Annotated in this window: 17 protein-coding genes; 7 read left to right on the top strand and 10 right to left on the bottom strand. The window is 49.1% G+C overall.

Going from position 1 to position 26716, the window contains the following annotated elements; translation table 11 throughout:
* The first annotated feature begins 147 nt into the window (after positions 1–147).
* A complete protein-coding gene (locus K0O23_RS15020) occupies positions 148–1329 on the top strand; it encodes a serine hydrolase (RefSeq protein ID WP_246597138.1) in 1182 nt (393 codons plus the stop codon).
* A 332-nt stretch (positions 1330–1661) separates the two neighbouring features.
* On the opposite strand, the gene K0O23_RS15015 is transcribed toward K0O23_RS15020, so the two are convergent.
* The 3 genes from K0O23_RS15015 to K0O23_RS20190 form a co-directional block, all read right to left on the bottom strand.
* On the bottom strand, positions 1662–3080 hold the full coding sequence (locus K0O23_RS15015; protein ID WP_219878262.1) for a SusD/RagB family nutrient-binding outer membrane lipoprotein: 1419 nt from the start codon (positions 3078–3080) through the stop codon (positions 1662–1664).
* A gap of 11 nt (positions 3081–3091) precedes the next feature.
* A complete protein-coding gene (locus K0O23_RS15010; protein WP_219878261.1) occupies positions 3092–6214 on the bottom strand; it encodes a SusC/RagA family TonB-linked outer membrane protein in 3123 nt (1040 codons plus the stop codon).
* A gap of 397 nt (positions 6215–6611) precedes the next feature.
* Complete coding sequence (locus tag K0O23_RS20190) at positions 6612–8441, bottom strand: DNA/RNA non-specific endonuclease (RefSeq protein ID WP_246597137.1); 1830 nt, start codon at positions 8439–8441, stop codon at positions 6612–6614.
* 476 nt (positions 8442–8917) lie between these two features.
* On the opposite strand from K0O23_RS20190, the gene K0O23_RS15000 reads away from it, so the two are divergent.
* From K0O23_RS15000 to K0O23_RS14980, 5 genes are all read left to right on the top strand, one after another.
* Complete coding sequence (locus K0O23_RS15000) at positions 8918–9712, top strand: hypothetical protein (RefSeq protein WP_219878260.1); 795 nt, start codon at positions 8918–8920, stop codon at positions 9710–9712.
* Positions 9713–10671: 959 nt separating this feature from the next.
* Positions 10672–10926, top strand: a complete 255-nt coding sequence (locus K0O23_RS14995; protein ID WP_219878259.1) for a hypothetical protein — start codon at positions 10672–10674, stop codon at positions 10924–10926.
* A gap of 137 nt (positions 10927–11063) precedes the next feature.
* A complete protein-coding gene (locus tag K0O23_RS14990; RefSeq protein WP_219878258.1) occupies positions 11064–12581 on the top strand; it encodes an efflux RND transporter periplasmic adaptor subunit in 1518 nt (505 codons plus the stop codon).
* 56 nt (positions 12582–12637) lie between these two features.
* Complete coding sequence (locus tag K0O23_RS14985) at positions 12638–15730, top strand: efflux RND transporter permease subunit (RefSeq protein ID WP_219878257.1); 3093 nt, start codon at positions 12638–12640, stop codon at positions 15728–15730.
* A gap of 4 nt (positions 15731–15734) precedes the next feature.
* Complete coding sequence (locus K0O23_RS14980; RefSeq protein ID WP_219878256.1) at positions 15735–16907, top strand: TolC family protein; 1173 nt, start codon at positions 15735–15737, stop codon at positions 16905–16907.
* 149 nt (positions 16908–17056) lie between these two features.
* On the opposite strand, the gene K0O23_RS14975 is transcribed toward K0O23_RS14980, so the two are convergent.
* The 3 genes from K0O23_RS14975 to K0O23_RS14965 all read right to left on the bottom strand — a co-directional run bounded on the left by K0O23_RS14975 (position 17057) and on the right by K0O23_RS14965 (position 20043).
* Positions 17057–18043 carry a DUF1259 domain-containing protein gene (locus tag K0O23_RS14975; protein WP_219878255.1) on the bottom strand — a complete coding sequence of 329 codons (987 nt, stop codon included), beginning with the start codon at positions 18041–18043 and terminating at the stop codon, positions 17057–17059.
* A 91-nt stretch (positions 18044–18134) separates the two neighbouring features.
* Complete coding sequence (gene chrA, locus K0O23_RS14970; protein WP_219878254.1) at positions 18135–19352, bottom strand: chromate efflux transporter; 1218 nt, start codon at positions 19350–19352, stop codon at positions 18135–18137.
* A gap of 433 nt (positions 19353–19785) precedes the next feature.
* Positions 19786–20043 carry a hypothetical protein gene (locus tag K0O23_RS14965; protein WP_219878253.1) on the bottom strand — a complete coding sequence of 86 codons (258 nt, stop codon included), beginning with the start codon at positions 20041–20043 and terminating at the stop codon, positions 19786–19788.
* A gap of 445 nt (positions 20044–20488) precedes the next feature.
* Between K0O23_RS14965 and K0O23_RS14960 the strand changes: the two genes are divergently transcribed.
* Positions 20489–21274, top strand: coding sequence for a DUF3050 domain-containing protein (locus K0O23_RS14960; protein WP_219878252.1), 786 nt, complete (start codon positions 20489–20491; stop codon positions 21272–21274).
* A 354-nt stretch (positions 21275–21628) separates the two neighbouring features.
* On the opposite strand, the gene K0O23_RS14955 is transcribed toward K0O23_RS14960, so the two are convergent.
* The 4 genes from K0O23_RS14955 to K0O23_RS20515 form a co-directional block, all read right to left on the bottom strand.
* Positions 21629–22192 (bottom strand): GAF domain-containing protein, encoded by a 564-nt coding sequence (locus K0O23_RS14955; RefSeq protein ID WP_219878251.1) that lies wholly within the window; start codon positions 22190–22192, stop codon positions 21629–21631.
* Between the two features lie 29 nt (positions 22193–22221).
* Positions 22222–22635, bottom strand: a complete 414-nt coding sequence (locus K0O23_RS14950) for a response regulator (RefSeq protein ID WP_219878250.1) — start codon at positions 22633–22635, stop codon at positions 22222–22224.
* 1 nt (position 22636) lies between these two features.
* Positions 22637–25546: a PAS domain S-box protein gene (locus K0O23_RS14945; protein ID WP_219878249.1), complete on the bottom strand. Its 2910-nt coding sequence runs from the start codon at positions 25544–25546 to the stop codon at positions 22637–22639.
* Positions 25547–26622: 1076 nt separating this feature from the next.
* Positions 26623–26716 (bottom strand): IS3 family transposase (locus K0O23_RS20515; RefSeq protein WP_394371704.1); only part of this gene is annotated, 94 nt, incomplete at its 5' end.

Genomic DNA, 26716 nt, shown 5'->3' with positions numbered 1-26716 from the left:
AAATAGAAGATTTATAACCTGATGTTAAGTAAACCTAGAACTATGATTTGTACCCCAGCCAGTCTAAAGAAGTACCTGCCGCTTTGTGCAAGGCTTATACTTTTTGGTTCACTAACACTTACGCAGGTTTCCTGTATCACACAAAGTATGCAAAATAACAATATGGTCCAGAAGATCATGAAGCAACACCCGGAGCAGTTTCAGCAGATACTGGACCAGCCCGAAAAATACCGTGTGCAGGTACTCTATACCCAAATCGACAGAGATGCACAGAACAACCCGCAATTTACATCTTATACTTACCGTCTTAACCCCAAAGAGTATTTTTATCCTGCCAGCACTGTAAAGTTGCCTGCTGCTGCACTTGCCCTCGAAAAGCTTAACGAACTAAATATAAAGGGGGTAGACAAGTATACAGCATTAAAAATAGACAGCGCCTATGCCGGCCAGTCGGCTGTAGCCACCGACAGCAGTTCCGAAAATAATTTACCTTCTATTGCGCACTACATCAAAAAATTGCTGCTGGTAAGCGACAACGACGCTTACAACAGGCTCTATGAGTTTCTGGGGCAGAAGCAGCTGAACGAGGGTTTGCACGAGAAAGGATTTGAAGATGTACGTTTATCACATAGGCTTTCTATTTTCCTGTCACCGGATGAGAACAGCCATACAAATCCGTTTACATTCTACAAAGGAGAAAAGATATTATACCAGCAGCCACTCACAAATAACCAGAATCCTAAACCGAGCCCATTGGCAGAAGTGTTCCTGGGCAAAGGGTATATGCAGGGAGATGAGTTGGTAAACAAGCCTATGGATTTTTCGGCTAAAAATTATATTTCGGTAGAGGCCCTGCAAGGGATATTAAAAAGTATACTTTTTCCGGAGGCAGTTCCTGCGCAGCAGCGGTTTAACCTGAAGCCTGAAGATTATACTTTTCTCTATAAATACATGTCGATGCTGCCCCGCGAAAGCGACTATCCAAAGTATGAAGAACAGGAGTATCCGGACAGCTATGTAAAGTTTCTGATGTATGGGCAGGACAAAGAGCGTATTCCAGATAACATCCGCATTTTTAATAAGATAGGGGATGCCTATGGTTTTATGATCGATAATGCCTACATCGTAGATTTTGAAAATAAAATCGAGTTCATGCTTACGGCTGTTATCTATGTAAATGAAGATGAGATACTGAACGATGGCAAGTATGAGTATGACGAGGTAGGGTTCCCTTTCATGAAAAACCTGGGCAAGGCCTTTTACCAGCATGAGCTGAACCGCAAAAAGCAATACCTTCCGAACCTTGAAAAATTCAGGGTAGATTATTAGCAGACTTCAGCACAGTAAAACTACAGAAGCCGCTCCAGTTAATGGGACGGCTTCTGTAATTTTGTAGTTTATACTTTAGACTAAGATTAATCTACCCTTAGCCCCCTCTCAAGAGTAGGGTATTTCATTCTCTTTTTTCTGTCATCCTGAAAGGATCTTGGTTGCTGGGAGGTTAAGCTATCCTCCCAGCAACCAAGATCCTTTCAGGATGACAAATGTTTTTATTTAACTTTTATAAGAATGAAACTAACCTGCCTTTAAATTGACGGCATTGGGTTTACGCCTGCATAACATTAGCAGATCGTAACTTGAGTTTTATAACTCAGCTTACATTACCTATCCCACCAGAGTGGCTCAGATAGTGGTGCGCTGTCCGGTGTATTCGGGTTTTTGGAGGTTTCTCCTACAGGGTAAGCCACCCTCCTGATAAATGTGTTCAGGGCGGCTCCTACTGGTAACGTAAAACCAGCATATTTATAATCATAACGTCTGGCATCATTCCAGGCTTCAGGGTTCAGGTACGTGATCACATACTTTTCCTTAAAGATCAGGTCGAGGGTAAGGTTGGCAGCACCAACTGCTACGGCCGGGTCTGTTACATAAGTATTAGCCGCTGCCGGGTCAACCTGTAGCAACCGCATACTTGCCCTGATGCCTTCCAGGTACGCATTATAGGCTCTTTGTCTCTGATCGTCTCTCAGCGCTGCTTCTGCCTCGATCATCTTCACCTCAGGGTATGATACAATGATGAGAGGAGCTTCATCAGATGTAAGCGGTGAGTTACGCGAAATATAGGACTCATCTTTTACAGTGCTGCTGGCCGGACCCACGTTTCCGGCACCGTTAGGTGTGCCAATAAAAACACCATTTACAGTTCTTTCAGTTATTTGCTCAATCCTTGGGTCAAAGATTCCTGTTGTTGTACCTTTAAGGTGCTCAATAAGCTGCTCTGAAAGCCAGCCACCTAGTACGAGGAGTGCATTATTCTGCGCAACAGCCGCCCACGGGTTAATTGTAGTGAACACACCCATGTCTGCATTGTCAGCATTGGAAGTATAAGAGTTTTCCACTGCGGCCAGAACAGCCTTAGGATCATAGGATGATGTTTCGCTTACCTTGTTCAGTTGCCTGGCCTTTAAGGCATAAGCCGTCTTTATCCAGTTACTTGTGTTACCGTTATGTATCAGGTCGCTCTCCGCATTCAGCTTCACTCTTGAATCTGTTTTGGATAGCTCTGCGATGGCCTCATCCAGCAGGGTTAACGATTCGTTGTACAACTGTTCTGCTGAGTCAAACTCTGGCGTCAGGGTAGTGCTAACAAAGGCGTTTGAATACGGCGCATCTCCCCACATGTCGCTTACCAGCATCAGGTGGTAAGCCATCATAACATTTGCCACCCCAACATACTCTGAGGCACCTTCTGTTCTGGCTTTTTGCTTCATGTCATGAATATCTGCCATAGCCAGGTACAGCGCATCCCAGGTGCCTGTGTAGTCTGCAATCTCATACGTGTCTGTGGACCCGCCGGCGGTAGGGCCTGCCAGGTACTGCACAAAGAAAGAAGTAATACTGGCAACGCGTTGGCTGTTGAGTCCGGTTTTTTGCGTAGTAGTGGAGAGCATGGTTTGCAAAGGTGGATCATTTACCAGGTTAGGGTTCTCATCCAGGTCAAAGTAATCTTCGCAGCCTTGTAAACTTATCATGGCCCCCATCATCATAAAAGCAACCGTATATCTTAATATCTTTTTCATACCTCTTCTGTTTAGAATCCTACATTAAGGGTGAACAAATAGCTTCTGACAGCAGGATAAGTAAATCCGGCAAAGCCAGTTACGTTGCTTCCGGCTGGCGTTGAGCTGTTCTCAGGGTCAAAGCCAGAATAGTCTGTAGAAAGCCACAGGTTATTGCCGGTTAACGAAACCCCGGCGTTACGGATAAACAGGTTCTCAAACCACTTGTTCGGAAGGCTATAGCTCAGGGTAAGAGAACGTAAGCGCACCCAGGAGGCATCTTCTACAAAGTTCTCTGACACGCCGCGGTACACGTTTCGGTAAAAACCATTCGTATAGTTTACGCCATCAGGCCCGATGCCCTGGCCCAGAAATACTGGCTTCGTGTTAGGAGTGCCGTCTTTCAATACACCGTCAAACACAATCGTCTGGTTGCGGTTCTCGGTATATTCAGCAATACCAAAGGCAGCAAAGAAGTTACCCATCTGGTTATACTTTTCATGCCCTATCTGTGCATCAAAAAGGCTGGTCAGGCTCAGGTTCTTATAAGTAAAGGTGTTTGTAAAGCCGGCTATCCAGTCAGGCTGTGCATTGCCCAGTATCTTTTGGCTGGCTAAAGGTGCCCGCACCGGGAAACCGTTAGCCCCGATAACTATGGGTCTGTCTTCATCAATAAAAAGGGGATCTTCCTCTTCGCCCGGGCCATAATAGCGTTGGTAATGCGAACCGTAGATATTACCGTAAGGCTGGCCTGGTATTAATTTCATGGTAACAGTAGCACCAACATAACCAAACTGAGAAGCATAGGCAATTTCCTCCAGCCCTTCGCGAATGCTTAGTATCTTATTCCGGTTTGCTGAGAAGACCAGCCTGGAGTCCCAGCTAAAGTCATTAGTTCTTACAGGAACGGCATTCAGCACAATCTCAACGCCTCTGTTGCGCATACTGCCCGAGTTAACGGCAGCCCTTACAAAACCTGTCGTGGTGGCTACATTTATATTAATGATCTGATCCTCGCTTAGAGAATAATAATAGGTAAAATCGAATCCCAAGCGGTTATCCAGGAAAGACATCTCCAGGCCTGCCTCATAGGTGTTGGTGAACTCGGGGCGAAGTTCTGCGTTACCCAGCAGCGCCGATCTTGTAAAACCGGTAAACCCTGTAGGCAACCCTGTGTAATTTGCAAAACCGGAAGATGTTGAATAAGGCGGTGCATCTTTCCCGATCTCAGCATAAGATAACCTGAGCTTGCTTTGGTTGATAAAAGCAGGGAGGTCTAAGTGCTCAGAGAATACATAGCTAAGGCTTACCGATGGGTAGAAAAAGGATCTGTTGTCTCTTGCCAGGGAAGAGGTAATATCATTTCTGCCGGTTAATGTCAAGAACAGGAAGTCCCTGTAATCAACAGAGGCCTCTGCGAAGATACCCATCAGCCTGTAATCTTCTTCCCGCTGCACAGGTGACAAAAAGCGTGCATTCGTTAAATTGAAATAATCAAATAAAGCCAGTTGTTCGCCTTCCACACCAAAGCTTTTTATACTTCTGTCGTATACTTCATGGCCCAATCTAAATGTTCCGTTAAAGTTTTCCCCCAGTGATGAGTTTAGTGTTGCTATAAAGGTCGAGTTAATGGCTCTGAACTTTGTAGTATACTCATTTACAAATCCTTGTCTGTTGTCTTCATATGTGATCTCATCCGGAACTCCTCTTGGCCCTGGTGCGGTACGCGTACGATCATCGTGATAGGTATCCACACCGATACGATAGTTTAGGTCCAGCCAATTTAGTGGCTTGTATCCGAAGTTCAGGCCGCCTATAAACCTGTTCACATCATCCTCCAACTGGTTAGTGGCAGCGCCATAAATAGGATTGTTGTTACGGTATGTTTGCATGGTGCCGTCAGGTTTCCTGAAATCCGTTACATCCCAGCGTGGCGACCAATAACTTAGGCTTTCGTTAAAGCGATCGGCGTTGTAGCGCTTACCTCCGGATTTGGTAAAGGTAAAATTGGCGCCGGTACTGAATTTATCGCTTAGCTTAACATTGGTGTTTAACTGTGCAGAATAATTTTCGAAGTCTGTAAAAGGCAGCACGCCTTCATGTTTCAGGTGAGAGAGCGAAGACTGAAATGTAATGGCCTCACTGCCTCCTGAAAAAGATAGCGTGTTCCTGTACTGGTGTCCTGTTTCATAAGCGTCCCGGAAATGGTTGTAAAGTTTGTCAGGGTGCGTAGGATCAATCTGGCGTGCTTCAGCCACTGTCGGACCCCAGGACGGCCAGAAGCTGTTAGGGTCATAAACTCCAAGGTATCCCTGGGTATACGTGTCCTGGATGTCCGGAAACTTGTTTACCTCCTCTATGCCTGCAGTACTTGTAAAATTAACCCGCAGCGCACCCTGCTCTCCTTTTTTAGTAGTGATAACTACAACACCGTTGGCTCCTCTGAGTCCGTATAATGCAGTGGCAGCACCGCCTTTTAATATGTTTATACTTTCAATATTGTCAGGGTTTATATCAGCCAGGCGGTTGCTCATACCCCGGAGTTCCGCACCAGCCCCGAAGGTAGAGGTACTGTTGTCGATCAGTACTCCGTCTATAACAAACAGCGGCTGATTCGACTGGCTTGGGTCAATGGAGTTGATACCCCTGATGATGATGTTTGTGCCCTGCCCCGGAGCACCCCCTGTACTGGAAATATTTGCGCCAGCTACCTTGCCTTGCAGGGCATTTAAAACATTTGGCTGGCGGTTTCTTACCAGGTCCTCAGTTTCTACAGTCTGTGCAGCATAGCCCAGGGCTTTTTTCTCGCGGGTAATACCCAGCGCTGTTACTACTACCTCCGAAAGTTGGCGGGTATCGGTATTTAACGTCACGTTTATAACGGACTGGTTTCCTACATTTACCTCCCTTGTTTCGTAGCCAAGGTACCTGAATACAAGAATAGCATCGCTCCCGGGCACCTGTATCCTGAAGTCTCCGTTTGCGTCTGTTGTGGTTCCGGTAGTAGTGCCTTTTACAAGTACACTAACTCCGGGCAGCGCCATACCCTGTTCTGCCCCCGTAACCCTGCCACTCACATCGGTTTGCTGGGCAACAGCATTAGTAGCCAGGCAAAACAGTAGTAGCAGCATGATCAAAGTAAAATTGTGCTTCATAGTAAATAGGTTAAGTATAGATAAATTATTTAATCGCTTTTGAAGTAAACTGAGGCTGTAGTTTAATTACAGCTAGGAATTCGCACCAAATAAATTGCTATTAATTGAACAACTATTTAAAGGCCAGTGTGATATACGATGATTTATTTTTTATGGATAGCATAAACACAATATAGTTGCTATAAAGTAGTTGAATCCTAAAGCCTTTATGCATACTGTAAACTATATTTGAGGCGAAATGACTGCTATTAATACGGTGATTAGTTATACTTTCTTAAGCAAAGAACTGCTCATAAACTTCTTTTTAAAAGCGGTAAAATCTAAAAGAAAAACGGCACGCCCTTAAGAGCGTGCCGTTGTCTAACCCGGTTAACTTAAATTATACTTATATTATCAATTACAGTGTATCTATTTTTGCTTCTATAACATTTTCGATGCTGTCTGGTACAAGGCTGAAGAAGTCGTAGCCGGTTTTAGCCTCTATTGCATCAACTGTAGTGCGGTAAGCCCTCCAGTCAGAAAGTATAGTCTGGTCGTTTGGCATATCCACGGCAATAACGCGGGTGCTGCTTGTTACACGGGCCGCATCGTTGTTTCCGTCTGGCAAGATCAGGATCACTTTCCAGGTGTTGGATGGTACTGTAACGTTACCGTTGGCAATAGTTGTGGCATAACCGTTAGAGCCTGTTCCACCAACACCGTAGCCGCCAGATATGATGTAGATCTCGTATCCGCCTGTAAGCATGGAGCGGCAATAGCTTTCCAAACTAGCCCATGTCGTCCTGTTATTATTAGGAGCCTGCGGAATCATGTTAGTCATCAGGAAGGTAGAAGAGTTGTCTTCTACTGTCAGTGTTCTGTCTGCCGAAGGTGTTATATGCCCCCTGTCGAAACCACTGTAAGAGTAATCGGTTGCGCCTACCTGGTACCATCCGGAAGGTAAAGTATTATCGGCTCTGAAATCGTCCTGGCGCGGAGTACTGCCCAGCCATGCCTCATCCAGGTGCCAGCTTACCCAGTTGGCTGTGCCTTTGTCGCGGCTATACGACATAACGTATTGTGCCTTCATCAGCAGGTAATTGTTTGGCAGGTTCACATCTGTTGCGGCATTGGAAGGATTGCCCAGCGTCAGGTGCACACTTACTACAGTTGTCGTGTCTGTGCCTCCACCTGGGGTGCCACCGCCAGGTTCACCCGTGCCAGATGAAGAGCCGCTTATGGTAAAATTATCAATATTAATGCGGGTGCCGCTGCCTGAAAGTTTTACTATCCTAAATCGCACCGCAGAAGTATAATTTACTGAAAAGGAAACATCCTGCAGGGTGGTAGAGGCGCTATTCACGTTGCTGCCTACTGCCAACCAGGAGGCGCCATCGTTTGTAGAGGCCTGTAACTGCCAGGTGCTGCCGGCATCAGTGCCGTAAACAGCATGGCTTATGTTTACAGATTGGGCTCCCTGAACGTTAAACTGCATTTCAAGCGTGCCAAGATCGCGGATACGCACTGATTTAGTGCCTGTTTTTCTGTCTGACTCCAGTGAACCTATCAATGCCTCATTAAGTAGCCAGGTGCCGGTGCTCAGATTAACCGAACCAGCCGTGTAACTTCCTTTCGAGCCGCTTTCGAAATCCTCCATAAAGTCGGGAAGAAGCACTGCTGGGTTAGGTTCTACCTGTATATCGTCTATGTTAGCGCGGTTTGAGGTACCGTCTGTCTTGCGCACCTCAAAGCGTACAGGGCCTGTTATGTTTAGGGCATACGTGGTGGAGGTAAGACTTTTAGAGCTAACAGTAACAGATGGGCCTGCACTTATCCAGGTAGACCCGCTGTTTGTGGAATAGAATACCTCTAAAGTGGAATTCTTGTCGCTTCCGAATTTGCCATGGCTCATGGTAAACGATTTGGCACCATCCGGCAGGTCAAAGCTCATACTTATTTTTCCGCTATTGCGAACTCGCGCAGACTGTGTTCCTGTCTTACGATCAGAGGAGGTATTGCCTGTCAAAGCATCATCAAAAAGCCAGGAACCGTTAGAGAAAGCTACCTGATCGGCGGTATAGCTGCTTTTGTAGGCTGTCTCAAAGCCTTCCTCGAAAACAGTAGCCGTAGAAGCGGCGTTATACTTAGCTGTAAGCTGTGGTACTGCCTCATACTCCTTCTCGCAGGCCGACATGGAAAATATTGTCGTCAGGACGAGGATCCATTTAATAAAGTGACTGTGTTTCATGTTTTGGGTTGATGTAAGGTGAGTTAGACAACTCAAAGTAAAGCAAAGTATTTTTATAACACTATATATATTAACAAAATATAACATTGGATGAATGTGGTATAGTGCAAGCGGATTTGCCCCTTTGTAGTAAGGGGGAGGCCTTCAGGAGGATGTTACCAAAACAATTCCTGAACTCCAGGATATTTCAAATATTTTTGACGTTTCTGATCAGTAAATGCATTTTAGCAATGAAAGTGTAGCCCGGTTCTAATACCTTCCTGTGTGCTGGTTTATTCGCAGCCTCTGTGGCAATAGCAGAAATACTTCTTACTTTAGCTGGCAAGTATAAATGTGTAGCTTACTACAACAAACATTCTTAACCTTGCTATAACTTGCAGCTCAGGTGGCCATGCTACTGGTTTCTAAAATAGGGTCATTAAAGCACCAACCTGACAACATTATATATAAAAGCTAGAATAACTTACCTGGGTATTTTGCTCTTGTTTCTAACTGCCTGCGCTGGCTCTGACCCGGAACCTGCAGCCAACTTGCTGCTTACCGAAGTCAAAAGCGATGCTGATCATTTAGGAGCCGTAGACAGGCAGCAAATAGCGTATGGTATTGCGGGACTTCCTGTTTCATATATTGTGGGGCCCTGGTATAATAATGATCAACTTTATGAATACACTATCACCTACAATGCGAACGGAAGCAGAAACGAAGTGGTGTATGATAACAAAGAACATGCCTTTAAGTATACCGCAGTATATAGCTACAATTCAGATAACAGCATCAGTTCTGTAGATATCTATGAGACCAACGTGAATGATAACTGGATGCATATAGCGTCTTTTCCGCACACTTACAACAGCCAGAATCAGCTATCCCGGATAGCCATGCGTATGCCCAAAAATGGAGCAATGACCGATTGCTTAATTTATAGTTATTTCTATAAAGATGGGGTGCTGCAAAAGTATGAATCTTCAGAAGTGGCAAGCAATTCTAAAACAGTTGTAAGCTTAACTTTCGACGATAAGATAAAACCTCAGTATTTAAACCAGCTTCCTGGAGCAGACATCGAAACGTATTACTTGACAGATTTTTTGCTTCCGCACGAACACAACATCTTAAGTCAGCGGATGGAGTTTTACCCATCAAATTATCTTGTGAAGGATTTTACTTTTACAAATTTCTACAACTATAATAAGTCAGGATACCCTGTAAGTCAGAAAATGATTTATGAGAATGGGCGGGAGAGAAATTATACTTTTACCTACAAGCAAAAGTAGTTCTCATTTATTATATGAGCATATAAACCTGTAATACCTGCTATCGGCTTCAACAAACGCTGAGTTGTGGGCACAAAGAGCAAGTTATGGCAAAGGCCAAAAAGCAGAGAAATTAAAAGTGACTTGAGCTGTGGTCCTGGCGCCTTTTGCTGTATGTTTAATAGTCTGTAGGGTGGAACAATCGAACAGTTTTTACAGGGATTTGGTGAACTTAGTTGACTTAGATAATAAAGGAATCAGCTAAAGTATAGAGCCCAATTTATAGCAACCCTTTTAATTTTTTGTAAAAGCTATTACTGTACGTTTCGCTAATTGAAATGATCTGTTCTGCTATCCAAATCCTGTTCTTTTCAATATGATCTATCTTATCAATAGCAACCATAGTATAATATTCCCTATCTTTGACTAATGTCTAAGAAGGTCGCCCTGCTGCTGCTTACCCTTTTTGCCTATACGCTGGTCTTGGTGCATGGCGTTATGCCGCACGAGCATCTCCACCAGACGGACACCAAGGCACAGCACCACGCCGCCCACCAAGACCATCCGCATTCCCACGGCCATGACGAACCGAAGCAGAAGGAAAGCCCTTTCAGCCACTATTTCCACTCGGCTGTGCAGGGAGAGCCGCATGTTTCCACCCGGCACAGTAGCTTACTTTCGGCTCCTCTAGCTGATGCCAGAAGCGAGCAATTCTTTTTCGAACCTGGGACGCCAGTTGCCTATAGAGTACTGGGCAGCACGTTCCATATCATAGGCTTTTCGCCTCCACCACATCAAACCCACCTACCGCAGCGCGGACCTCCGTCTGCCTGACCACCACATTATTGCTCTTGTTGTCCCAGCCGGGTCATATCTGGCGTTAGCGTGTGCTTTATAAGCACGTTTATACTTTGCCGTGAGTAACAAGAGCGCACTTCTATCATTTACCCCAGTACTTACACAATTAAATCTATACAAAAATGAAAAAGGTTATTTTCTCCATTGCCGCGATGGCGCTGTTTACTTTCGGTTGCTCTTCAAACACCACAAGCGAAGAAGGACATGAGCACGGAGCGGACACGCATCAGCACGAAGCCACTTCAGAAGAGGAGCATGGCCATCCGCATGATAGCGAAGGAGAACACCCGCATGAGCAGGAAGAGTTTTCCGTAGAGGGCGACTCTGTTGTAACGGAAACCCACTCACACGACGGACAGGGAAACCACCAGCACTAGTCTGCTGAACCATTAGTGTGCTACCCCGGAAGCACGGCAAACAGCCGCATGCTTCCGGGGTATACCGCTATGTGTAAAGTGTATTGTAAAAATACAGTAACATCAGAACTACCATGTTAAGATCATATATAAGCCTTATGGCTGTTTGCCTGGTGCTCTTTGCCACAGGCTGCAGCCAGAATCAGGAGAACGCCCATGACGGGGCAGAAACCGTAGCGGAACACGGCCATCCCCACGGAGACGGACTGGAGCCGGTCTCCTATACTATCTATACTGACAAAACCGAACTGTTCGTGGAGTTTAAGCCCCTGGTAGTCGGCGAAACTTCCTCCTTTGCGGCACACGTCACCAAACTTGGGGGAAACTTCACGCCCCTAGCGGAGGGACAGCTAACTGTCAGCCTCGTGAAAGGTGACAAAGGCATCCGCCATACGGTGCAGGAACCGCGCTCACCGGGCATCTTTGGCCCTGCTCTCCAGCCTCGGGAAGCCGGCAGCGGGTACAAACTTATCTTCGATGTCAAGTCAGGCGACTTCACCGACCGTATCGTCATCGACAACTTACAGGTGTACCCGAACGCGGCAGCCGCGCTGGCCGACACCAAGGAGTCGGCCGCACCGATGGGTGAGGAGGTGCCATTCCTGAAGGAGCAGGCCTGGAAAGTAGAGTTTGCCACGCAGCAGGTCATGCCACAGCCTTTCCACAACATCATCAGAACCTCCGGCCAGATCATGCCGGCTCCGGGAGACGAGACCATGGTCACGGCCAGCGCAAGTGGGGTAGTGTCTTTGGCTGGTAACGACGTCATTGTCGGATCGCCGGTCAAAGCACAGCAGAGGCTTTTCACCATTTCCGGTGAGGGCGTGGCCGAGGGCAACATTGATACCCGTGTGAGGGAGGCACGCACCGATTTTCAGCGTGCACAGGCTGACTACGAGCGAGCCAAAGAACTGGTAAAGGACCAGATCATCTCCCAGCGGGAGTTCGAAAGGCGCAAGGCTATCTACGAAAATGCTGCGTCGGCATACCGCACCCTTGCCGGCAACTACGGCCCGAAGGGCCTGCGTGTGTCCGCACCGCAGGGCGGGTTCATCAAATCCGTGTTGGTATCTGACGGGGAGTTCGTGGAGGCGGGGCAGGCGCTGGCCAGCATCACGCAGAACCAGCGCATGGTACTACGGGCCGAGGTGCCGCAGACGGAGGCTTCCCAACTAGCCAACGTGAAGTCTGCCAGCTTTAAAGTACCGGGTGGGGATGTATACGACACCGAAAACCTGAACGGCAGGCTGCTGGCCTACGGCAAAAGCGCCGGCGCCGACTCCTACCTGATTCCCATCACCTTCGAGATAGCCAACTGGGGCGAGCTGGTTCCGGGATCTTTCGTGGAAGTATACCTGCGCTCTATACCCTTGCCCAATGCCTTGACGGTTCCTGTCAGCGCGATCATGGAGGACCAGGGCACGCACTACGTGTACGTGCAGACGGCAGGGGAGACCTTTGAAAAGCGGGAAGTAAAGCTGGGTGCCTCCGACGGTATAAACGTGCAGCTGCTCTCGGGCGTGAAGCCGGGCGATCGGGTGGTGACGAAAGGGGCCTACCAGATCAAACTATCCTCGGCATCGGGAGAGGTGCCGGCCCACGGGCACGAACATTAACCATGTAGGGTGAGAGCTTTTACGAGTCCTGCCCATCCGTATCAAAAAGAGAAGAAATGCTTAACAATGTCATAAAGTTTTCGCTGCATAACCGGCTGCTGGTTATCGTGGCCTCCTCGCTGCTGCTCGTCTTCGGCGGGATCACGGCCTCCCGTATGGAGGTGGACGTGTTCCCCGACCTGACGGCTCCGACGGTGGTGGTTTTGACCGAGGCCCACGGCATGGCGCCGGAGGAAGCAGAGCGCCTGGTTACCTTTCCCATCGAGTCGGCCGTGAATGGGGCTACCGACGTGCGCCGCGTGCGCTCTTCCTCCTCAGCCGGTATTTCCATTGTCTGGGTGGAGTTTGAGTGGGGCACCGATATTTACAAGGCCCGCCAGATAGTGACTGAGAAAGTGGCCACTGTGGCCGAGCGCCTGCCGCAGGGCGTGGGGACTCCCACGCTGGCCCCGCAATCCTCCATCATGGGCGAGATTATGCTCATTAGCGTGACCGGCGACAGCACCAGTATGATGGAGCTGCGCACGCTTGCCGACTGGAGCATACGTCCGCGGCTATTGGCAACGGGCGGCGTGTCGCAGGTGGTGGTGATCGGGGGAGAGTACAAACAGTACCAGGTGCTGGCTTCCCCGCAAAAACTAAAGTATTACAACGTGTCGCTGCATGAGTTGCTGCAGGCCGCCGAGGAGGCCAACCAGAATGCCTCAGGCGGCTTTATGCAGGAGTACGGCAACGAGTACATCGTGCGCGGCATCGGGCGTACCAGCGATTTGGGGGAGCTGGCCAACACGGTGATCAAGGTGAATGGCAATGCGCCCGTTCGGATCGGGGATGTGGCCGACATTAAAGTGGGTGCTGCCGTGAAGATCGGTGACGGTTCACTGAAAGGCGAGCCAGCCGTGATCATGACCGTGATGAAGCAGCCCAATACCAATACCCTGGAGCTGACCGAAGAGATAGACGCGGCCATGGCCGACCTGAGCCACAACCTGCCGGAGGACGTGAAGATCAACACGAAAATCTTCCGGCAGGCAGACTTCATCAACGCCTCCATTAATAACATACAGAAAGTGCTGCTGGAGGGCGCCGTGTTTGTGGTGGTGATCCTGATCCTGTTTTTGATGAACATCCGGGCCACCGTCATCTCGCTGCTCGCCATACCTATCTCGCTGATGGCGGCTATACTTACCTTAAAGTGGCTTGGCTTTTCCATCAATACTATGAGCCTGGGCGGTATGGCCATCGCCATCGGTGACCTGGTGGACGACGCCATCATTGATGTGGAGAATGTGTTTCGTAGGTTGAAGGAGAACGCGCGAAAGCCTGTGGAGGAGCAATTGGGTAAGTTGCACGTGATCTACGACGCCTCTGTGGAGATTCGCTCTTCTGTGATCAACGCCACCTTTATCATCATCGCCGCTTTTGTGCCGCTCTTCTTCCTGTCGGGTATGGAGGGGAGGCTGCTGGCACCGCTGGGCATCGCCTTTATCGTGTCGCTATTCGCTTCCCTGATCGTGGCCATTACCCTGACGCCGGTGCTGTGCAGTTACATGCTCACCAGCGATAAAATGCTGCTGAAGCAGCACCGTGAAAGCTGGCTGGTGCACCGCCTGAACATTTTTTACGAACGCACGCTGCGCAGCGCCATGCGGCATAAGAAGGTGATTCTGGGTGCTGCTGTGCTGCTGCTGGTGGGGGCACTCTTTGTCATGACCACGCTGGGGCGCAGTTTCCTACCAGAGTTCAACGAAGGTTCCCTGGTGATCAGCACCATCAGTAAACCGGGCATCTCGCTGGAGGAAAGCAACAAGATCGGCACGCAGGTGGAGAAGGCGCTGCTGACCGTGCCCGAGATACAAATAACGACCCGCAGGACGGGCAGAGCTGAGCTGGACGAGCACGCGCAAGGGGTGAACGCCTCGGAGATCGACGCACCCTTTCTGCTGGAGGATCGCAGCCGCGAGGAGTTCATGACCGAGGTAAGGGAAAAGCTGGCGGGCATTACCGGCGCTAACATCACCATTGGGCAACCCATCGGCCACCGCATCGACCACATGCTGTCGGGCACCCGGGCCAACATCGCCATTAAGATCTTCGGGCCCGAGCTCTCAAAGATGTTCTCCATCGCCAAGCAGGTGGAGCAGCAGGCAAATGCTGTTGAGGGGCTAGTAGATGTGAGCGTGGAGCAGCAGATTGAGATTCCACAAATACAGATCAGGGCAAGGCGCGACATGCTGGCCAAGTATGGTATCACCACCGGTGCGTTTGCTGAGTACGTGGACGTGGCCTTTGCCGGCGAGAAAGTGTCGGAGGTATACGAGGGGGCACGCAGCTTTGACCTTGTGGTGCGTTATGACGAGAGCAGCCGCGGGGAGTTCGAGAAGATGAAGAACGCCCTGATCGACACCCATGACGGGCAGAAGATACCACTGCACTATGTAGCGGACTTCGTCTCGACCAGCGGGCCGAACACCATCAACCGGGAGAACGTGCAGCGCAAAACGGTCGTGTCGGCCAACGTGGCCGGCCGTGACCAGCGCAGCGCCGTGGAGGAGCTGCGGGAGAAAGTACAGGCGAATGTTTCTCTGCCGGTGGGGTATCGCATCGAGTACGGCGGGCAGTTTGAGGCGGAGGAGGAAGCGTCCAGCACCTTGCTGTTCGCCTCACTGCTTTCTCTGCTGGCCATTTACCTGATACTTTTCCATGAGTTCAAGTCCTTTAAACTGTCGAGCATCATTTTACTAAACCTTCCGCTGGCCCTGATTGGTGGAGTGGGGAGCATCTTCTTCACTTCGGGCATCATCAGTATACCGGCCATCATCGGCTTTATCACGCTCTTCGGTATCGCTACGCGAAACGGTATACTGCTGGTGTCGCATTACCAATTGCTGTTGCAGCAGGGGCACAGCTTGTATGAGAGCGTGATTTTAGGCTCCAGGGACAGGCTCAGCCCTATCCTGATGACGGCGCTCACGGCAGGACTGGCGCTTATTCCGCTGGCCCTGGCCGGCGATCTTCCGGGCAACGAGATCCAGAGCCCGATGGCCCAGGTGATCCTGGGCGGTCTGCTCAGCTCAACCTTGCTGAATCTGTTCATTGTGCCGGCGGTGTTCCTGATGTCTAATCAAAATGAGAAAGACAATGTATAGATATATGATAACTATCCTTTGCTTTTGCCTGCTTGTGGCGGTGCAGGCAAAGGCACAGCAATCCGTTGCCGATGTGCTGCAGCAGGTGGCGGCCAACAACAAAACCCTGCAGGCGGCGGCGCAGTACCGTGAGGCCCGGAAGCTGGAGTATAAAACTGGCCTAAATCCGGAGGACCCTCTTATAGAGTATGACTACTTTAACGGACAGCCCGCAGAAGCCGGAAACCAGAAGGAGTTTGCCGTGACGCAGCGCATCGACTTCCCGACGGCCTACGGCAGGAAAAGGCGCGTGGCCAACCTGCAGGAGGCTCAGGCGGATTACCAATATGCCCAGCAGCGGCAGAACATTTTGCTAGAGGCCCAGCAAACCGCGCTCCAGCTAATCTACCTTAACAAGCAGGCAACGGAGCTGGAGAGGCGCTACCAGGATGTAGAGGCCCTGTACCGCAGGTTCCAGAAAAGCACACGTGCCGGAGAGGGCAATATGCTGGACGAGAACAAGGCACGCGTCCGGCTGCTGAACATCCGCACCACGTTGCAGGCAAACAAGGCCAGGCGCAGGGTGCTGGAGGAAAAGCTCACGGAGCTAAACGGCGGCCAGTCCATAGCCCTCCCTGATACAGCCTTTGCCGCTATGACCTCAGTTCCCGCTTTTGAGGTGCTAGACAGTTTGATTGAAGTATCGGACCCGCGCCTGAAAATGATGGAGCAACAAGCGAAGGTGCAGGAGGAGAAGGTGAAACTGGCCAAGGCTTTGGCCCTTCCTAAACTAGAGGGCGGCTACCGCTACCAAAGTATACTGGGGCAAACATTTCAGGGGGTTCACGCCGGCATTTCCATACCACTGTGGGAGCGCCGCAACACTGTGAACACGCAGCAGGCCTACAGCCAGTATGCGCAGGCGCAGCTGGAGGCTGAGCTAGTTTCGCACCGGCAGGAAGTGAGGCAGACATACGAAGAGTACCAGGTGCTGCAGGAGTCGCTGCGCAATTACCAGGAGCTGATGGCAAGGCCAGAAAACCTGCGCCTGCTGGAAAAAGCCCTGCGGCTGGGGGAGATCTCGGCTACCGAGTACTTCATGGAGCTCAGCTTTTACTACGACACGTATGACAAATACCTGGAGCTGGAGGCTGAGGCGCAGCAGAAGGCAGCCGAACTGTTGCGTTATACGCTGTAGCGCTTGAGGGTAAAGTATAAGCTATCGGTTTTATACTTTAGGAGGTATAGTAGTAAGTGAAGGCAAGGGAATAACCTTGCCTTCTTTCATTTTAGAACGATTTTAACAATAGTGTGTAAGGTAAAAGCAGTATACTTTCTAAGTCATTCTTAATGCTTCATCATGTCACGTTTGCCATGCCGACCTAACTCATTGAGCGCCGCCCGAAACCCCTGAGCCAGCTGCGGGGCAGGTCCTTGCCCGTAGTAGTGCAGAAAGACCATGCGCGGGTCGTCGCCCAGCATGTGGTTGTGCACCGCCACTACCTCCAGGTTGTTCTGTCGCAGCGCTTTGATGACAGGATTCACCTCCTGCTCCAGCATCGCGATGTCCCCGGCTATGTGCGCCTTATCCTGTGTCCCTGCAAAGGAAGCCCACGAGTTCAGGCCCATGGCAGTAGTCAGCTCGGCACCCATGGCCATCACGTTTAGGTCGTCGCGGCCCACGGTATACTTATAGGTGGGGCCGTTCACCGTGCCTTTGTGCTTCACGATGGCATCCAGTTTGGGTAAGTCAAACAGCTCTTTTCCTGTTTTCTGGGAGGCACCGGTTGTCTTGGGTTGGTTAGCAGGAAGCAGCTTTGTGCCTTTGATGGCCGCGGCGTATCGCTTCGCCAGATCAGTCGGCTCTCCCATGCCGTGCACATGCATATAGAAGATGCGGGGCTCCTCATAAAAGAAGTGGTTATGGATGGCGCTCACCTCCAGTCCGTTGGCCTGGGCAGCCGAGATCAAAGGGTTGACCTCTTCCTGCAGCAGCACCGTGTCGCTCATGAGCACAGCGGACTTGCCGTCAGTGGTTTTCTTGATGGCTACCCAGCCGCCGAAGCCGAACGGTATAGGCACAGGCTCTCCCTTTACCGTTACCTTCAGGTCGTTGCGGGGAAGGGAGATGTTGTGCACCGCCTGCTCCTGAATGTAGTTTCCCTTTTTGCCTAAGGCGGTCTCAATGGAAGTTATTTCCTGGGTGCTCAAAGGAGGCGTTTGGCCTTGTGGTTTGGGGGAGGCAAACAGCTGCCTGTAGTCCAGAAGACTGGCGGTGCCTACCAGGGCAGTGGCATAAAGTGCCTGCCTGCGGTTAAGTTTTGCTATGTTCATACCTAAAGTGTTTTATGGCTGTACATGAAACGTTTGTTTAGAAAAATACGGATCAATGGGATTGTTGTCCATGTTCGAAGGCCACTTCTTTTTAGCCTATCAGGTACCGGGAAAACCCGATTAGCCCGGCGCCCAATATCACGAATACCACCGTAAACTTGGACTTAATGCGGTAGAGCACCAGCATGGACAAGACAAACACCAACAGGGTGAACCAGTCTGTGATAGTTGCTCTGAAGAGCTGCAATGCCGTCATTGCGATTAGTCCTATCACGCCGGCCGTCACGCCGTCCAAGAAGCTGTGCAAAGCCTTGTTATCGATCACTTTCTCCATCAGGCTATGGCCAACGAGCGTAAAGGAGAAAGCCGGCAGGAAGATGGCAAAGGTCATGATAAGGGTGCCTGACCATCCGGCCCCGAAGTATCCTACAAACGTGGAGAAGATGATAAGCGGAGCGGGAAGTATGCCGGAAAGTGCAATTCCGTCCAGGAACTGCCTGTTGGTGAGCCAGCCGTTGTTGATGACAGCGTCCTGTTGGATGAAGGGGATGACGGTATAGGCACCGCCGAACGTTAGCAGCCCGGCTTTCAGCCCTGACCAGAAAACTGCAAGTGGCGACTGGTTGCCAGCGTTTGCGGGTGAATAGGCTTCCGGGGCTACTGCAGTATTTTGGAGTTGCAGCACCTCTGGATTGAAAAGTAGCACACAGGCCGCGGCGAGGGCAGCCGCGCATAGGGCCACATAGGCTGTTTTCTCCTTCATCCAGAACACGTAAGCGAGTCCGGCAATGGGCAGTACAACAAAAAAGCCAACTCCGCAGAAGTAGGCTACAAAGGCAGCTGCTGCAATTGCAAACAGTCTTTTGTTTACCAGCGCATGCTTACCGATCCGGTGGACAGCCGCGAAGATAAGCGCAATAACAGCGGCCTGAAACCCGATGAAAATAGCTTTGAGCGCCGGAGTGTCTATCCCTATGGTGGTGTAAAGCCACGTGAGCAGCAGCATCAGGATAAAGCCGGGAAGCATGAACCCGAAGCCCGCCAGGAAGCCGCCCAGTCTCCCGCCCGCGACCATCCCGAAATAGACGCACAGCTCATGTGCCTCCGGGCCAGGCAGCACCTGGTAAACGGCCAGCACCCGGTTAAACCGCTCTTTGGACACCCACGCTTCCTCTTCCACCAGTTCCCGCTTCAGCATGGCTATCTGGGCCACGGGGCCTCCCCAAGCGAGAAAGCCGAACCTCAGGAAACGGAGGAAGATCTGAATCTTTGTTTGGTGCAGAACTGTAGTGCCAGTTGGTTCCTGCATTTGCTTAGGTTAAGTTAGTGTAGAGGCAGTGCGAGAGCTATGCCAATGCTAATACGGTCCTGTACTGTTAACGTTCGGCGGTGCCTATACCGTCATCCCTTTCATCCAGCGCTAAATCTAAAATCAAGATGAGTTTACTAGAAACAAAACCAGCCACACTCTAACTATAGGAAATATGATGGGGATTTCTTCTTATCCTGTCTTAATACAAAGTAGGGGAGCAGAAGATTTTGGGAAAACGGGGAGAGTAACAGAAAATATTTTCTGTTACTCTGGAAAATAAAAAGTAGCTTGTTTTGATAAATAAGCCGCTTTTTGCTGTTTACTCAGTAGGCCGAAGTAGTGAATTATCAAACATTCTCCAAAGGAATTTGGCTCTACTGATGGAGTATATGGCAGTAGGAGAGGTGTGGTTTAGTTGTCCCCACATGGATTAGTAACCTGTCATCAGTTCCTGTAGCAATGGTATGGGTTCCATGGTCCAGCATAATGTTTTCATGCTGCTTTCCTTTTCATGGAAGCCTTTATTTGGCACGCCTGAGCCTTGGCGACTCAGAAGCCGGTGGAGCCACAGCTGATCCATCTCTTCTGTCTCAGGGAAAGGTTTTGATGCTGCCTGCCCTTCGATAGCCCCTTCGAAAACGTATGTTCTGCTTTTTTTGAATTCCGGCAAGGTAGCTGCAACTTTCATTTCGGGTTAGGACAAAAAATCGCACCTATTCTACACGCCACTCCTCAGAGAAGTGTTGAGCGTGATGCTGTGCCTGGCTGCACCGGTGGAGGAGTTGTACACTTTCTTTCCCAGCTGTTTTAAAAGCGTGGTGGTACGGACTCCCAAAGGAAAGTGGTCTGCGTTTTTTCTTTACCCTGTAGACTGTGCTTTTCACTACGGGCAGCAAAAGATTGAAAAAAATATTACCTTGCCTGCTTATATAAACAGAAGCGACTGGGGGTGGGAGTCTGCGGGAAGACCTTGATGCAATTGGAATGTGGAAGCCTGTAGCTGACAGCGCCTCTCCCATACTTTGTAAAACAAGGAAAGAAACATAACCGGCCGTGCTGGCTAGGCTGATTAGTCGCTTAAACTGCCTTCTGCGGGTGGCGGAAAGCTGACATTGCATAAAAGCAAAAACAGGATGAATAGGATACAGCGCATAGAACACGAAATCTCTGGGTTAAGAAACGAATTGCGGACCCACAAGCTTTATGGGAGCCTGAAAAACATAGATGACATCAAAACCTTCATGGAAGGCCATGTATTTGCCGTCTGGGACTTTATGTCACTGTTGAAGAGCCTTCAAGCAGACCTCACAAGCGTTCAAATCCCCTGGATGCCGTCAAAAAAAACAAGGCTGTCAAGATTTATCAATGAGATTGTTCTTGGAGAGGAAAGTGACATCAATGAGCTGGGAGAACCGAAAAGCCACTTTGAGATGTATTTGGACGCAATGTCACAGGCAGGTGCAAACACCGGTAAAATAAACGACTTCCTAAAGCTTATAGCGTCAGGGTGCTCCGTTGAGTACTCACTGAGTGAAATCAGCGTTGATAAAAGGGTAGCTGATTTTGTGAAGTTCACATTTTCAATCATTGAGACAGGGCAAACACACCTTGTCGCTTCTGCATTCACGTTCGGGCGGGAGGATGTCATTCCAGACATGTTTATAGCAATCCTTGGAAACTCGAAGTCGGAAAGCAAACCCTATGGCAAACTGATACACTATCTTGAACGTCATGTAGCGCTAGATGGAGATGAACACGGGCCTCTTTCACTTGAGATGATTTCAGAGCTGTGCGAAAATGACGACTTGAAATGGGATGAGGCATTGGTCATAGCAAAGCAGTCCTTGGAGAAGAGGATATCACTTTGGGATGCAATCGACGATTTGATTCAAAAAGGAAAGCCCGAACACAATAAATAGCTGGGTAGAAGATTAACTTGACAACTCTTTTGTCCATTAGTTGCAGGCAACCAAGCGATGGCCCAAGTCGAAATAGGGAGTGCTTTACATTAATAACGTCCCGGCATTGGACTCACTTAAGTGTCAATTGAGATAGTCAAGATCTAATCTGACAGTTTAAGTAAATTAAAAGCAGTCAGTGCCGTCGATAATCCGCCGCTATGCCGCTTTATTATGCTGCTGCTGTTTTGAGGAGCAGCACTGTGTAGGGTTAAGGGTATTTCCGAGTAATAAAACATAGAAAGAAGGGATACCTAGTCAGTTTCGCCCTCTTTCTATGTTTCATGCATGACTTGCGATGAGGTGTTAAAACGGTTACCGCTGGATGTGAATGCTTTGGTGTTCTCCAACGCCCGGTTGCCTGGCAATCTTGTTTCTTTTCTCCTCCAGCTCTTCCATGACAACGGCAGCCAGTCCTTCCAGTAATGTCTTATCCTCAGAAGAGAATTCCCTTGGCTTAGTGTCCCCAATGCCAACGACCCCTATGTTGAAGCCATCCGATGTTCTCAGCGGAGCGCCCGCGTAGAACTGGAGGCCGAAATCATCATGGACAAAGGGGTTGGAAAACAGGCACGGCTCCTGCTTTGCGTTCTCAAACACAGTCACCTCGTCTTTGAGGATTGCCTGAGAGCATAGGGTTACTCCCCTGGCAAGTTCGCAGACTCCGTCCATGCCTACGCTGGAGTTTACCTTAGTGACTTCCCTGTCAACAAAGTTCACAACCGCTATCGGCACATTGAAAACATGCGCCGCCATACTCACCACATGCTGGAATGTGCCTGTTGTTTCATATTCATCCAGACTTTTGTAGCCGACCAGCCTTCTTAGCCGACGCTCTTCTTTCTCTAAGATGGGTGAAGTCTTTAGTAAATTTTCCATAAGTAAAATGGTGCTACTAGTTTTGTGTGCTACTGAGTAAAACTTTGATCCAGTAAGGGGTGTTGTGAAAAGATAAATTTAATCTCTTCGCTCTTGATAGGCTTGTGTATGAGGCCCGATACAAGCGGATATCTCTCTGTTTTCAAAGTGTCTGCCAGATCAAGGGAAGAAGTAAGAATGTAGATGCTGCACTTTGCCTTTATCTTTGAGTTGAGCTGAGCCGCCGCCAGTGCGTCCAGAAAGCCCCAACCGTCCATGACAGGCATGTTCAAATCCAGAAAGATCAGATCAGGGACAGCATCGTCTCCCCCTGAACCCAAGGCCTCCAGGGCCTCTGCAGCAGATAAAAAAGATTTAGTTTCATGTGTAAAGCCTTCTAAGGCCAGCATGCTCTCTGTCAGGAATATGCTCAGCCTATCATCGTCAATGAGAAAAATCCTCATACTACACCTTGGGTAAATAAATCAGAAACTTAGTACCTGTCCCCACCTGGCTTGTCACCTCCACATGGCCGCCTATTGCCTCCAGGTGTGTTCTGACAAGGTACAGACCTATTCCCCTGCCTTTCTTATCAGTGTGGAAGCGCTTGTAGAGCTTAAAGACGCTCTCCCTGGCCTTTTGCAGGTCAAAGCCTAACCCATTGTCAGCAAAAGAGAGGAGCATTCCTTTATCAGAACTGCTGAAGCACTTAATGGACACAGCAAGGGTACGTTCCTCGGATCTGTACTTGATGGCGTTTGACAGCAGGTTATAGAATATGCTGTAGAGATAGGCTTTGTTAGCGCTGACGCAAAGCTCCTCCGCTAAATTATCCGTGACAACACCACCGCAATCTTTAAGAGAGGTGCTTAAAGAGGACACTACCTGCTGTATGACGAGCTTTATACTGACCTGCTCTGTCTCCAGATTCCCTTTGCTGTCCCGTATGCTAAGGATAGTGTTCATGTCCTTCATGACCGTGTCGAGCCGGACAATGCTCTCCTGCAGGTTAGCCAGCGACTTATCGAACATGTCTGCTCGCTTGTCGATCCTGGTCAGCATATTTGCAAGCCCAAGGGCATTGGCCACTGGTGCCCTGAGGTTATGTGATACGATGTAAGTGAACTGCTGCAGATCATTGTTTTGCCTGTATAGATCCATTGTCAGCCTTGAGAGGTCCAGCTCCTTTTCCTTCAGTAGTGTTATATCCGTGTGTACCTCTATAAACCTTGACGGCTCCTCCTTCTCATCAAGAATAGCTGTTATGTCCACACTCACCCATGCTTCCTCCCCGGTTTTCTTCTGGATGAGTTCCTCAAAAGAGATTGATTCTCCCTTCAGAAGCTTTTCTTTCAGCACCTCAAATGCCTTGTTCCCCTTGCTGTGATGGTGCAGCAGCTTAGACGGGGTTTTGCCTGTGGCCTCTGGCAGGGTGTAGCCTGTCAGTTTTGTGAATCCCTCGTTCACCCACTCAATCCGCCAGCCTCTGTCGGCTATGAGCACGCTGTTGTTGGTCTTGCTTGCCACCAGCGAGAGTTTTTCCAGTTCCTGCTGTATTTTTTTCCTTTCAGTGATGTCCTTTTGGATGGCAATAAATCTTACAACCTGGCCTGAATCACCACATACAGGCGTGATGTCCATAGAGAACCACACCTTTTCCCCGGTCTTTTTGTAGTTGATGATGTTGGTGTTGAAGGGAACCGCCTTCAGAAGCATCTCACGCATGAACACAATCGTCTCTTCGTCCGTTTCGGGCCCCTGCAGAAGCGCGCCGGGCTTATTGCCTGCCATCTCGGAGGGTGAGTAACCGGTGAGCCTTGTAAAGCCCTCGTTCACCCACTCCGTCAACCCGTCTGCACCTGTGATGACAACCCCATGTGTTGTTTTACTTGCCACCAGGGAGAGCACTTCAAGCTCCTGCTGATACCTCTTTAAGTTTGTAATATCAGTTTGCACACTGACAATGTTTACTAAACTCCCATCCTCCCCAAATATTGGGTTCTCTTTAATAGACAACCACAAGTCTTTTCCGGTTTTTGTCTTATTTAACACCTCAAAGGCGGCAGGCTGGCCACTGTTCATCTTCTCATTCACGGAAGCCAATGTGGAAATGTCTGTCTGGGCGTGCCCAAGCAACTCGATCGGTCTCTTCCCCACTGACTCCTCCAAGTGGAAACCTGTCATTTCGGTGAAGCCTTCGTTCACCCACTCTATCCTGCGGTCCATCCCCATAATAACGACACCATTTGTGGTGGTGCTTGCTACCAGCGAAAGCCTCTTTACTTCTTGCTGTGCCTTAACTTTGTCTGTGATGTCACTGAAGTAAACAGAGAGCCCTTCTTTCGATGGGAAAACTTTGACATCGAACCATTTCCCATGTTCAGGGGAGTAGGCATCGAAATGTACAGGATTTCCTGTCTCCATTGCCTGCCTGTAGTTCCTGAAGAACTCCGGATTACCTTCACTCGGATATAAGGCAAATAAGGATTTACCCAACACATTCTCTCTCTTAAAATGCGTCAGTTGCTCGAATTCACTGTTGACGTAGGTATACTTCCAGTCCCTGTCTATGGTGCAAAAGGCATCGGTGATACTCTCCAGAATAGTGTTCAGCCTTTTTGCCTGCCGTTGGATGGTCTCATAGGATTCTACCAGAGGGGTGATGTCCGTTACCACTGTGTGAGCACCGACCACTTCATTCCTGACGATGATAGGGTGCTTTGACGTGTCGTAGATCCTTACCTCCCCTTCAAGCTCAAGCTCCAGGTCAAACCTCGTGGGGTTTCCCAGCAGCGCCTGCTCCAGGTACCTTGTGTTGAGAGCAGCCGTGTCGGGAGACAGAAAGCAGGAAACAGGTGATCCGATTACTTGCTCCTCACTTTTTCCGAAGGCTTTAAGGAAGCGCAGGTTAGTCTCAGTGACAAGCCCTTCCCTGTTTTCAACAAAAACAATTTCAGGGCTGTTGTCAAACAAAGCCTTGTAGCGCTGCTCTCTTTCCTCCAGCCTATTCTGGAGGGCTTTCTGCTCCGTCACATCACGACCCACGCAGTACAGGAACCCGTCTCCTTCTGACCAGACTCCCATCCAGTGCATAGGCACCGCATGCCCCTGCCGGTGGATGTAGCGGTTCTCCAAGCTAGCTTTAGTGCCACTCTTAAGTGCCTCCTGAATAGCCTGGTGGGTGCTGGCCAGGTCGTCTGAGTGCAGAAACTCCGCAAAGTTCCTCCCTTCCAGTTCCTCCCGCTCATAGCCCAGGACATTTCTGCACGCCTCGCTCACATACAGAATAAAGCCATCTTCATCTATGGTCCCAAAAACATCCGGGGAGTTCATTACTATCTTCTCAAAATCAATCAGGCTTCGCTCCGGTTTCATCCTCTAAAGTTTAGTTGGCCAACATTGCAAATCTTGTCGTCTCGGGGGTGGTTAAAAATAATTGATTGTAAATATATGAATATAATAAGTTGACACACAAGCAAAACAGGTGTTTTTTCTGATTTCTTTGTGTGTTGGCTATGCAATTATTCCAATACTGTTAAATTAGTGATTAAAGTTCCTGCCCCGTTCCAGGGCAACCCCTGATCTCCTTGCTCGCACGTTGCCTTCACCCTCTGTTATGAATTGATGTGTATCTGCCCTTTTCTCTGCTGGCTCCTGATTCATGCCATTCACCAGAGAGCAGAGTTTAGGATGTGGTAAGGATACCATCAGAAATCGTATGCCGCGCTGTCTGGGCACGTTTATGGGGAAGTAGTCGCTCTCAGGTCCAAGGGGACAAAGGCAGAGAGGCTGCCAAGCAATTAGCCTCAGGTACAGAAGAGCTTCCACCCCACCGCAGAGAGGGCCTTCACCCTCTCTGCAAACTCAGAGCTAGACATTCATACAGTATACCACAAGGGTGGTGGTGATCAAAAAAAGAACAGCCGGTATAAGAAGGGCCTTCCTTCTTATACCGGCTTCTGTATGCTTCTTGGTATAGTTTGTTTATTGCATGGCTTTGCAAGGGAAAAATTAGAGCTATGAAATTATTAAGCACCTGTCATCAATGCAGCATTATCCAATTCTACATTCATGGAGGTTTTTGGAGTCTGAAAACTAGTTTTTTATAAATAATCAAAGAAGAACCAATGCAAGGTAAATGCCCTGACTTCTTTTAGGTAATGAAAGTTTAGAATAAAAGCCCAAGTACCGACAACAAGATGAATAGGATGAAGCGACATGCTCTTCTATGTAGAGAAGTGTCCTAATAGTCAATGCCAGTCATTATTTGCTGGTCCGCTTGCCTCTCAAACGGTTTCTCTTGAAACTATATATGGAGTATCAGTTCCGCATATCCGCTGCAGTCAGGTAAAGGCAATACAGGAAAAATGGTACCAAAACAATAAGAGCGGCTTCAAGCATTGTGTTCTTAGTGAATTTTTAAATTGCAACGGTTTACTGTAGGGTTTTTCTCAGGCAGCCATTCTTTGTTTGTATAGTCTTTCCTCATACTGGCAGGGTGTGAGGTAGCCCAGCGCTGAGTGTCTCCTTTCCCGGTTGTAGAAG

It is taken from the genome of Pontibacter aydingkolensis, from assembly GCF_019443125.1.
Lineage (GTDB): Bacteria > Bacteroidota > Bacteroidia > Cytophagales > Hymenobacteraceae > Pontibacter > Pontibacter aydingkolensis.
This window is presented reverse-complemented; position numbering and strand designations above follow the sequence as displayed.

Bases quoted from the DNA above. Each gene is read 5' to 3' on its own strand.
- K0O23_RS14960 (WP_219878252.1), top strand. From the start codon at position 20,489: ATGAATAGGATACAGCGCATAGAACACGAAATCTCTGGGTTAAGAAAC.
- K0O23_RS15015 (WP_219878262.1), bottom strand. From the start codon at position 3,080: ATGAAAAAGATATTAAGATATACGGTTGCTTTTATGATGATGGGGGCC.
- K0O23_RS14945 (WP_219878249.1), bottom strand. From the start codon at position 25,546: ATGAAACCGGAGCGAAGCCTGATTGATTTTGAGAAGATAGTAATGAAC.
- K0O23_RS14955 (WP_219878251.1), bottom strand. From the start codon at position 22,192: ATGGAAAATTTACTAAAGACTTCACCCATCTTAGAGAAAGAAGAGCGT.
- K0O23_RS14995 (WP_219878259.1), top strand. From the start codon at position 10,672: ATGAAAAAGGTTATTTTCTCCATTGCCGCGATGGCGCTGTTTACTTTC.
- K0O23_RS14950 (WP_219878250.1), bottom strand. From the start codon at position 22,635: ATGAGGATTTTTCTCATTGACGATGATAGGCTGAGCATATTCCTGACA.
- chrA (WP_219878254.1), bottom strand. From the start codon at position 19,352: ATGCAGGAACCAACTGGCACTACAGTTCTGCACCAAACAAAGATTCAG.
- K0O23_RS20190 (WP_246597137.1), bottom strand. From the start codon at position 8,441: ATGAAACACAGTCACTTTATTAAATGGATCCTCGTCCTGACGACAATA.
- K0O23_RS15010 (WP_219878261.1), bottom strand. From the start codon at position 6,214: ATGAAGCACAATTTTACTTTGATCATGCTGCTACTACTGTTTTGCCTG.
- K0O23_RS14975 (WP_219878255.1), bottom strand. From the start codon at position 18,043: ATGAACATAGCAAAACTTAACCGCAGGCAGGCACTTTATGCCACTGCC.
- K0O23_RS14965 (WP_219878253.1), bottom strand. From the start codon at position 20,043: ATGAAAGTTGCAGCTACCTTGCCGGAATTCAAAAAAAGCAGAACATAC.
- K0O23_RS14990 (WP_219878258.1), top strand. From the start codon at position 11,064: ATGGCTGTTTGCCTGGTGCTCTTTGCCACAGGCTGCAGCCAGAATCAG.
- K0O23_RS15020 (WP_246597138.1), top strand. From the start codon at position 148: ATGCAAAATAACAATATGGTCCAGAAGATCATGAAGCAACACCCGGAG.
- K0O23_RS14980 (WP_219878256.1), top strand. From the start codon at position 15,735: ATGATAACTATCCTTTGCTTTTGCCTGCTTGTGGCGGTGCAGGCAAAG.
- K0O23_RS14985 (WP_219878257.1), top strand. From the start codon at position 12,638: ATGCTTAACAATGTCATAAAGTTTTCGCTGCATAACCGGCTGCTGGTT.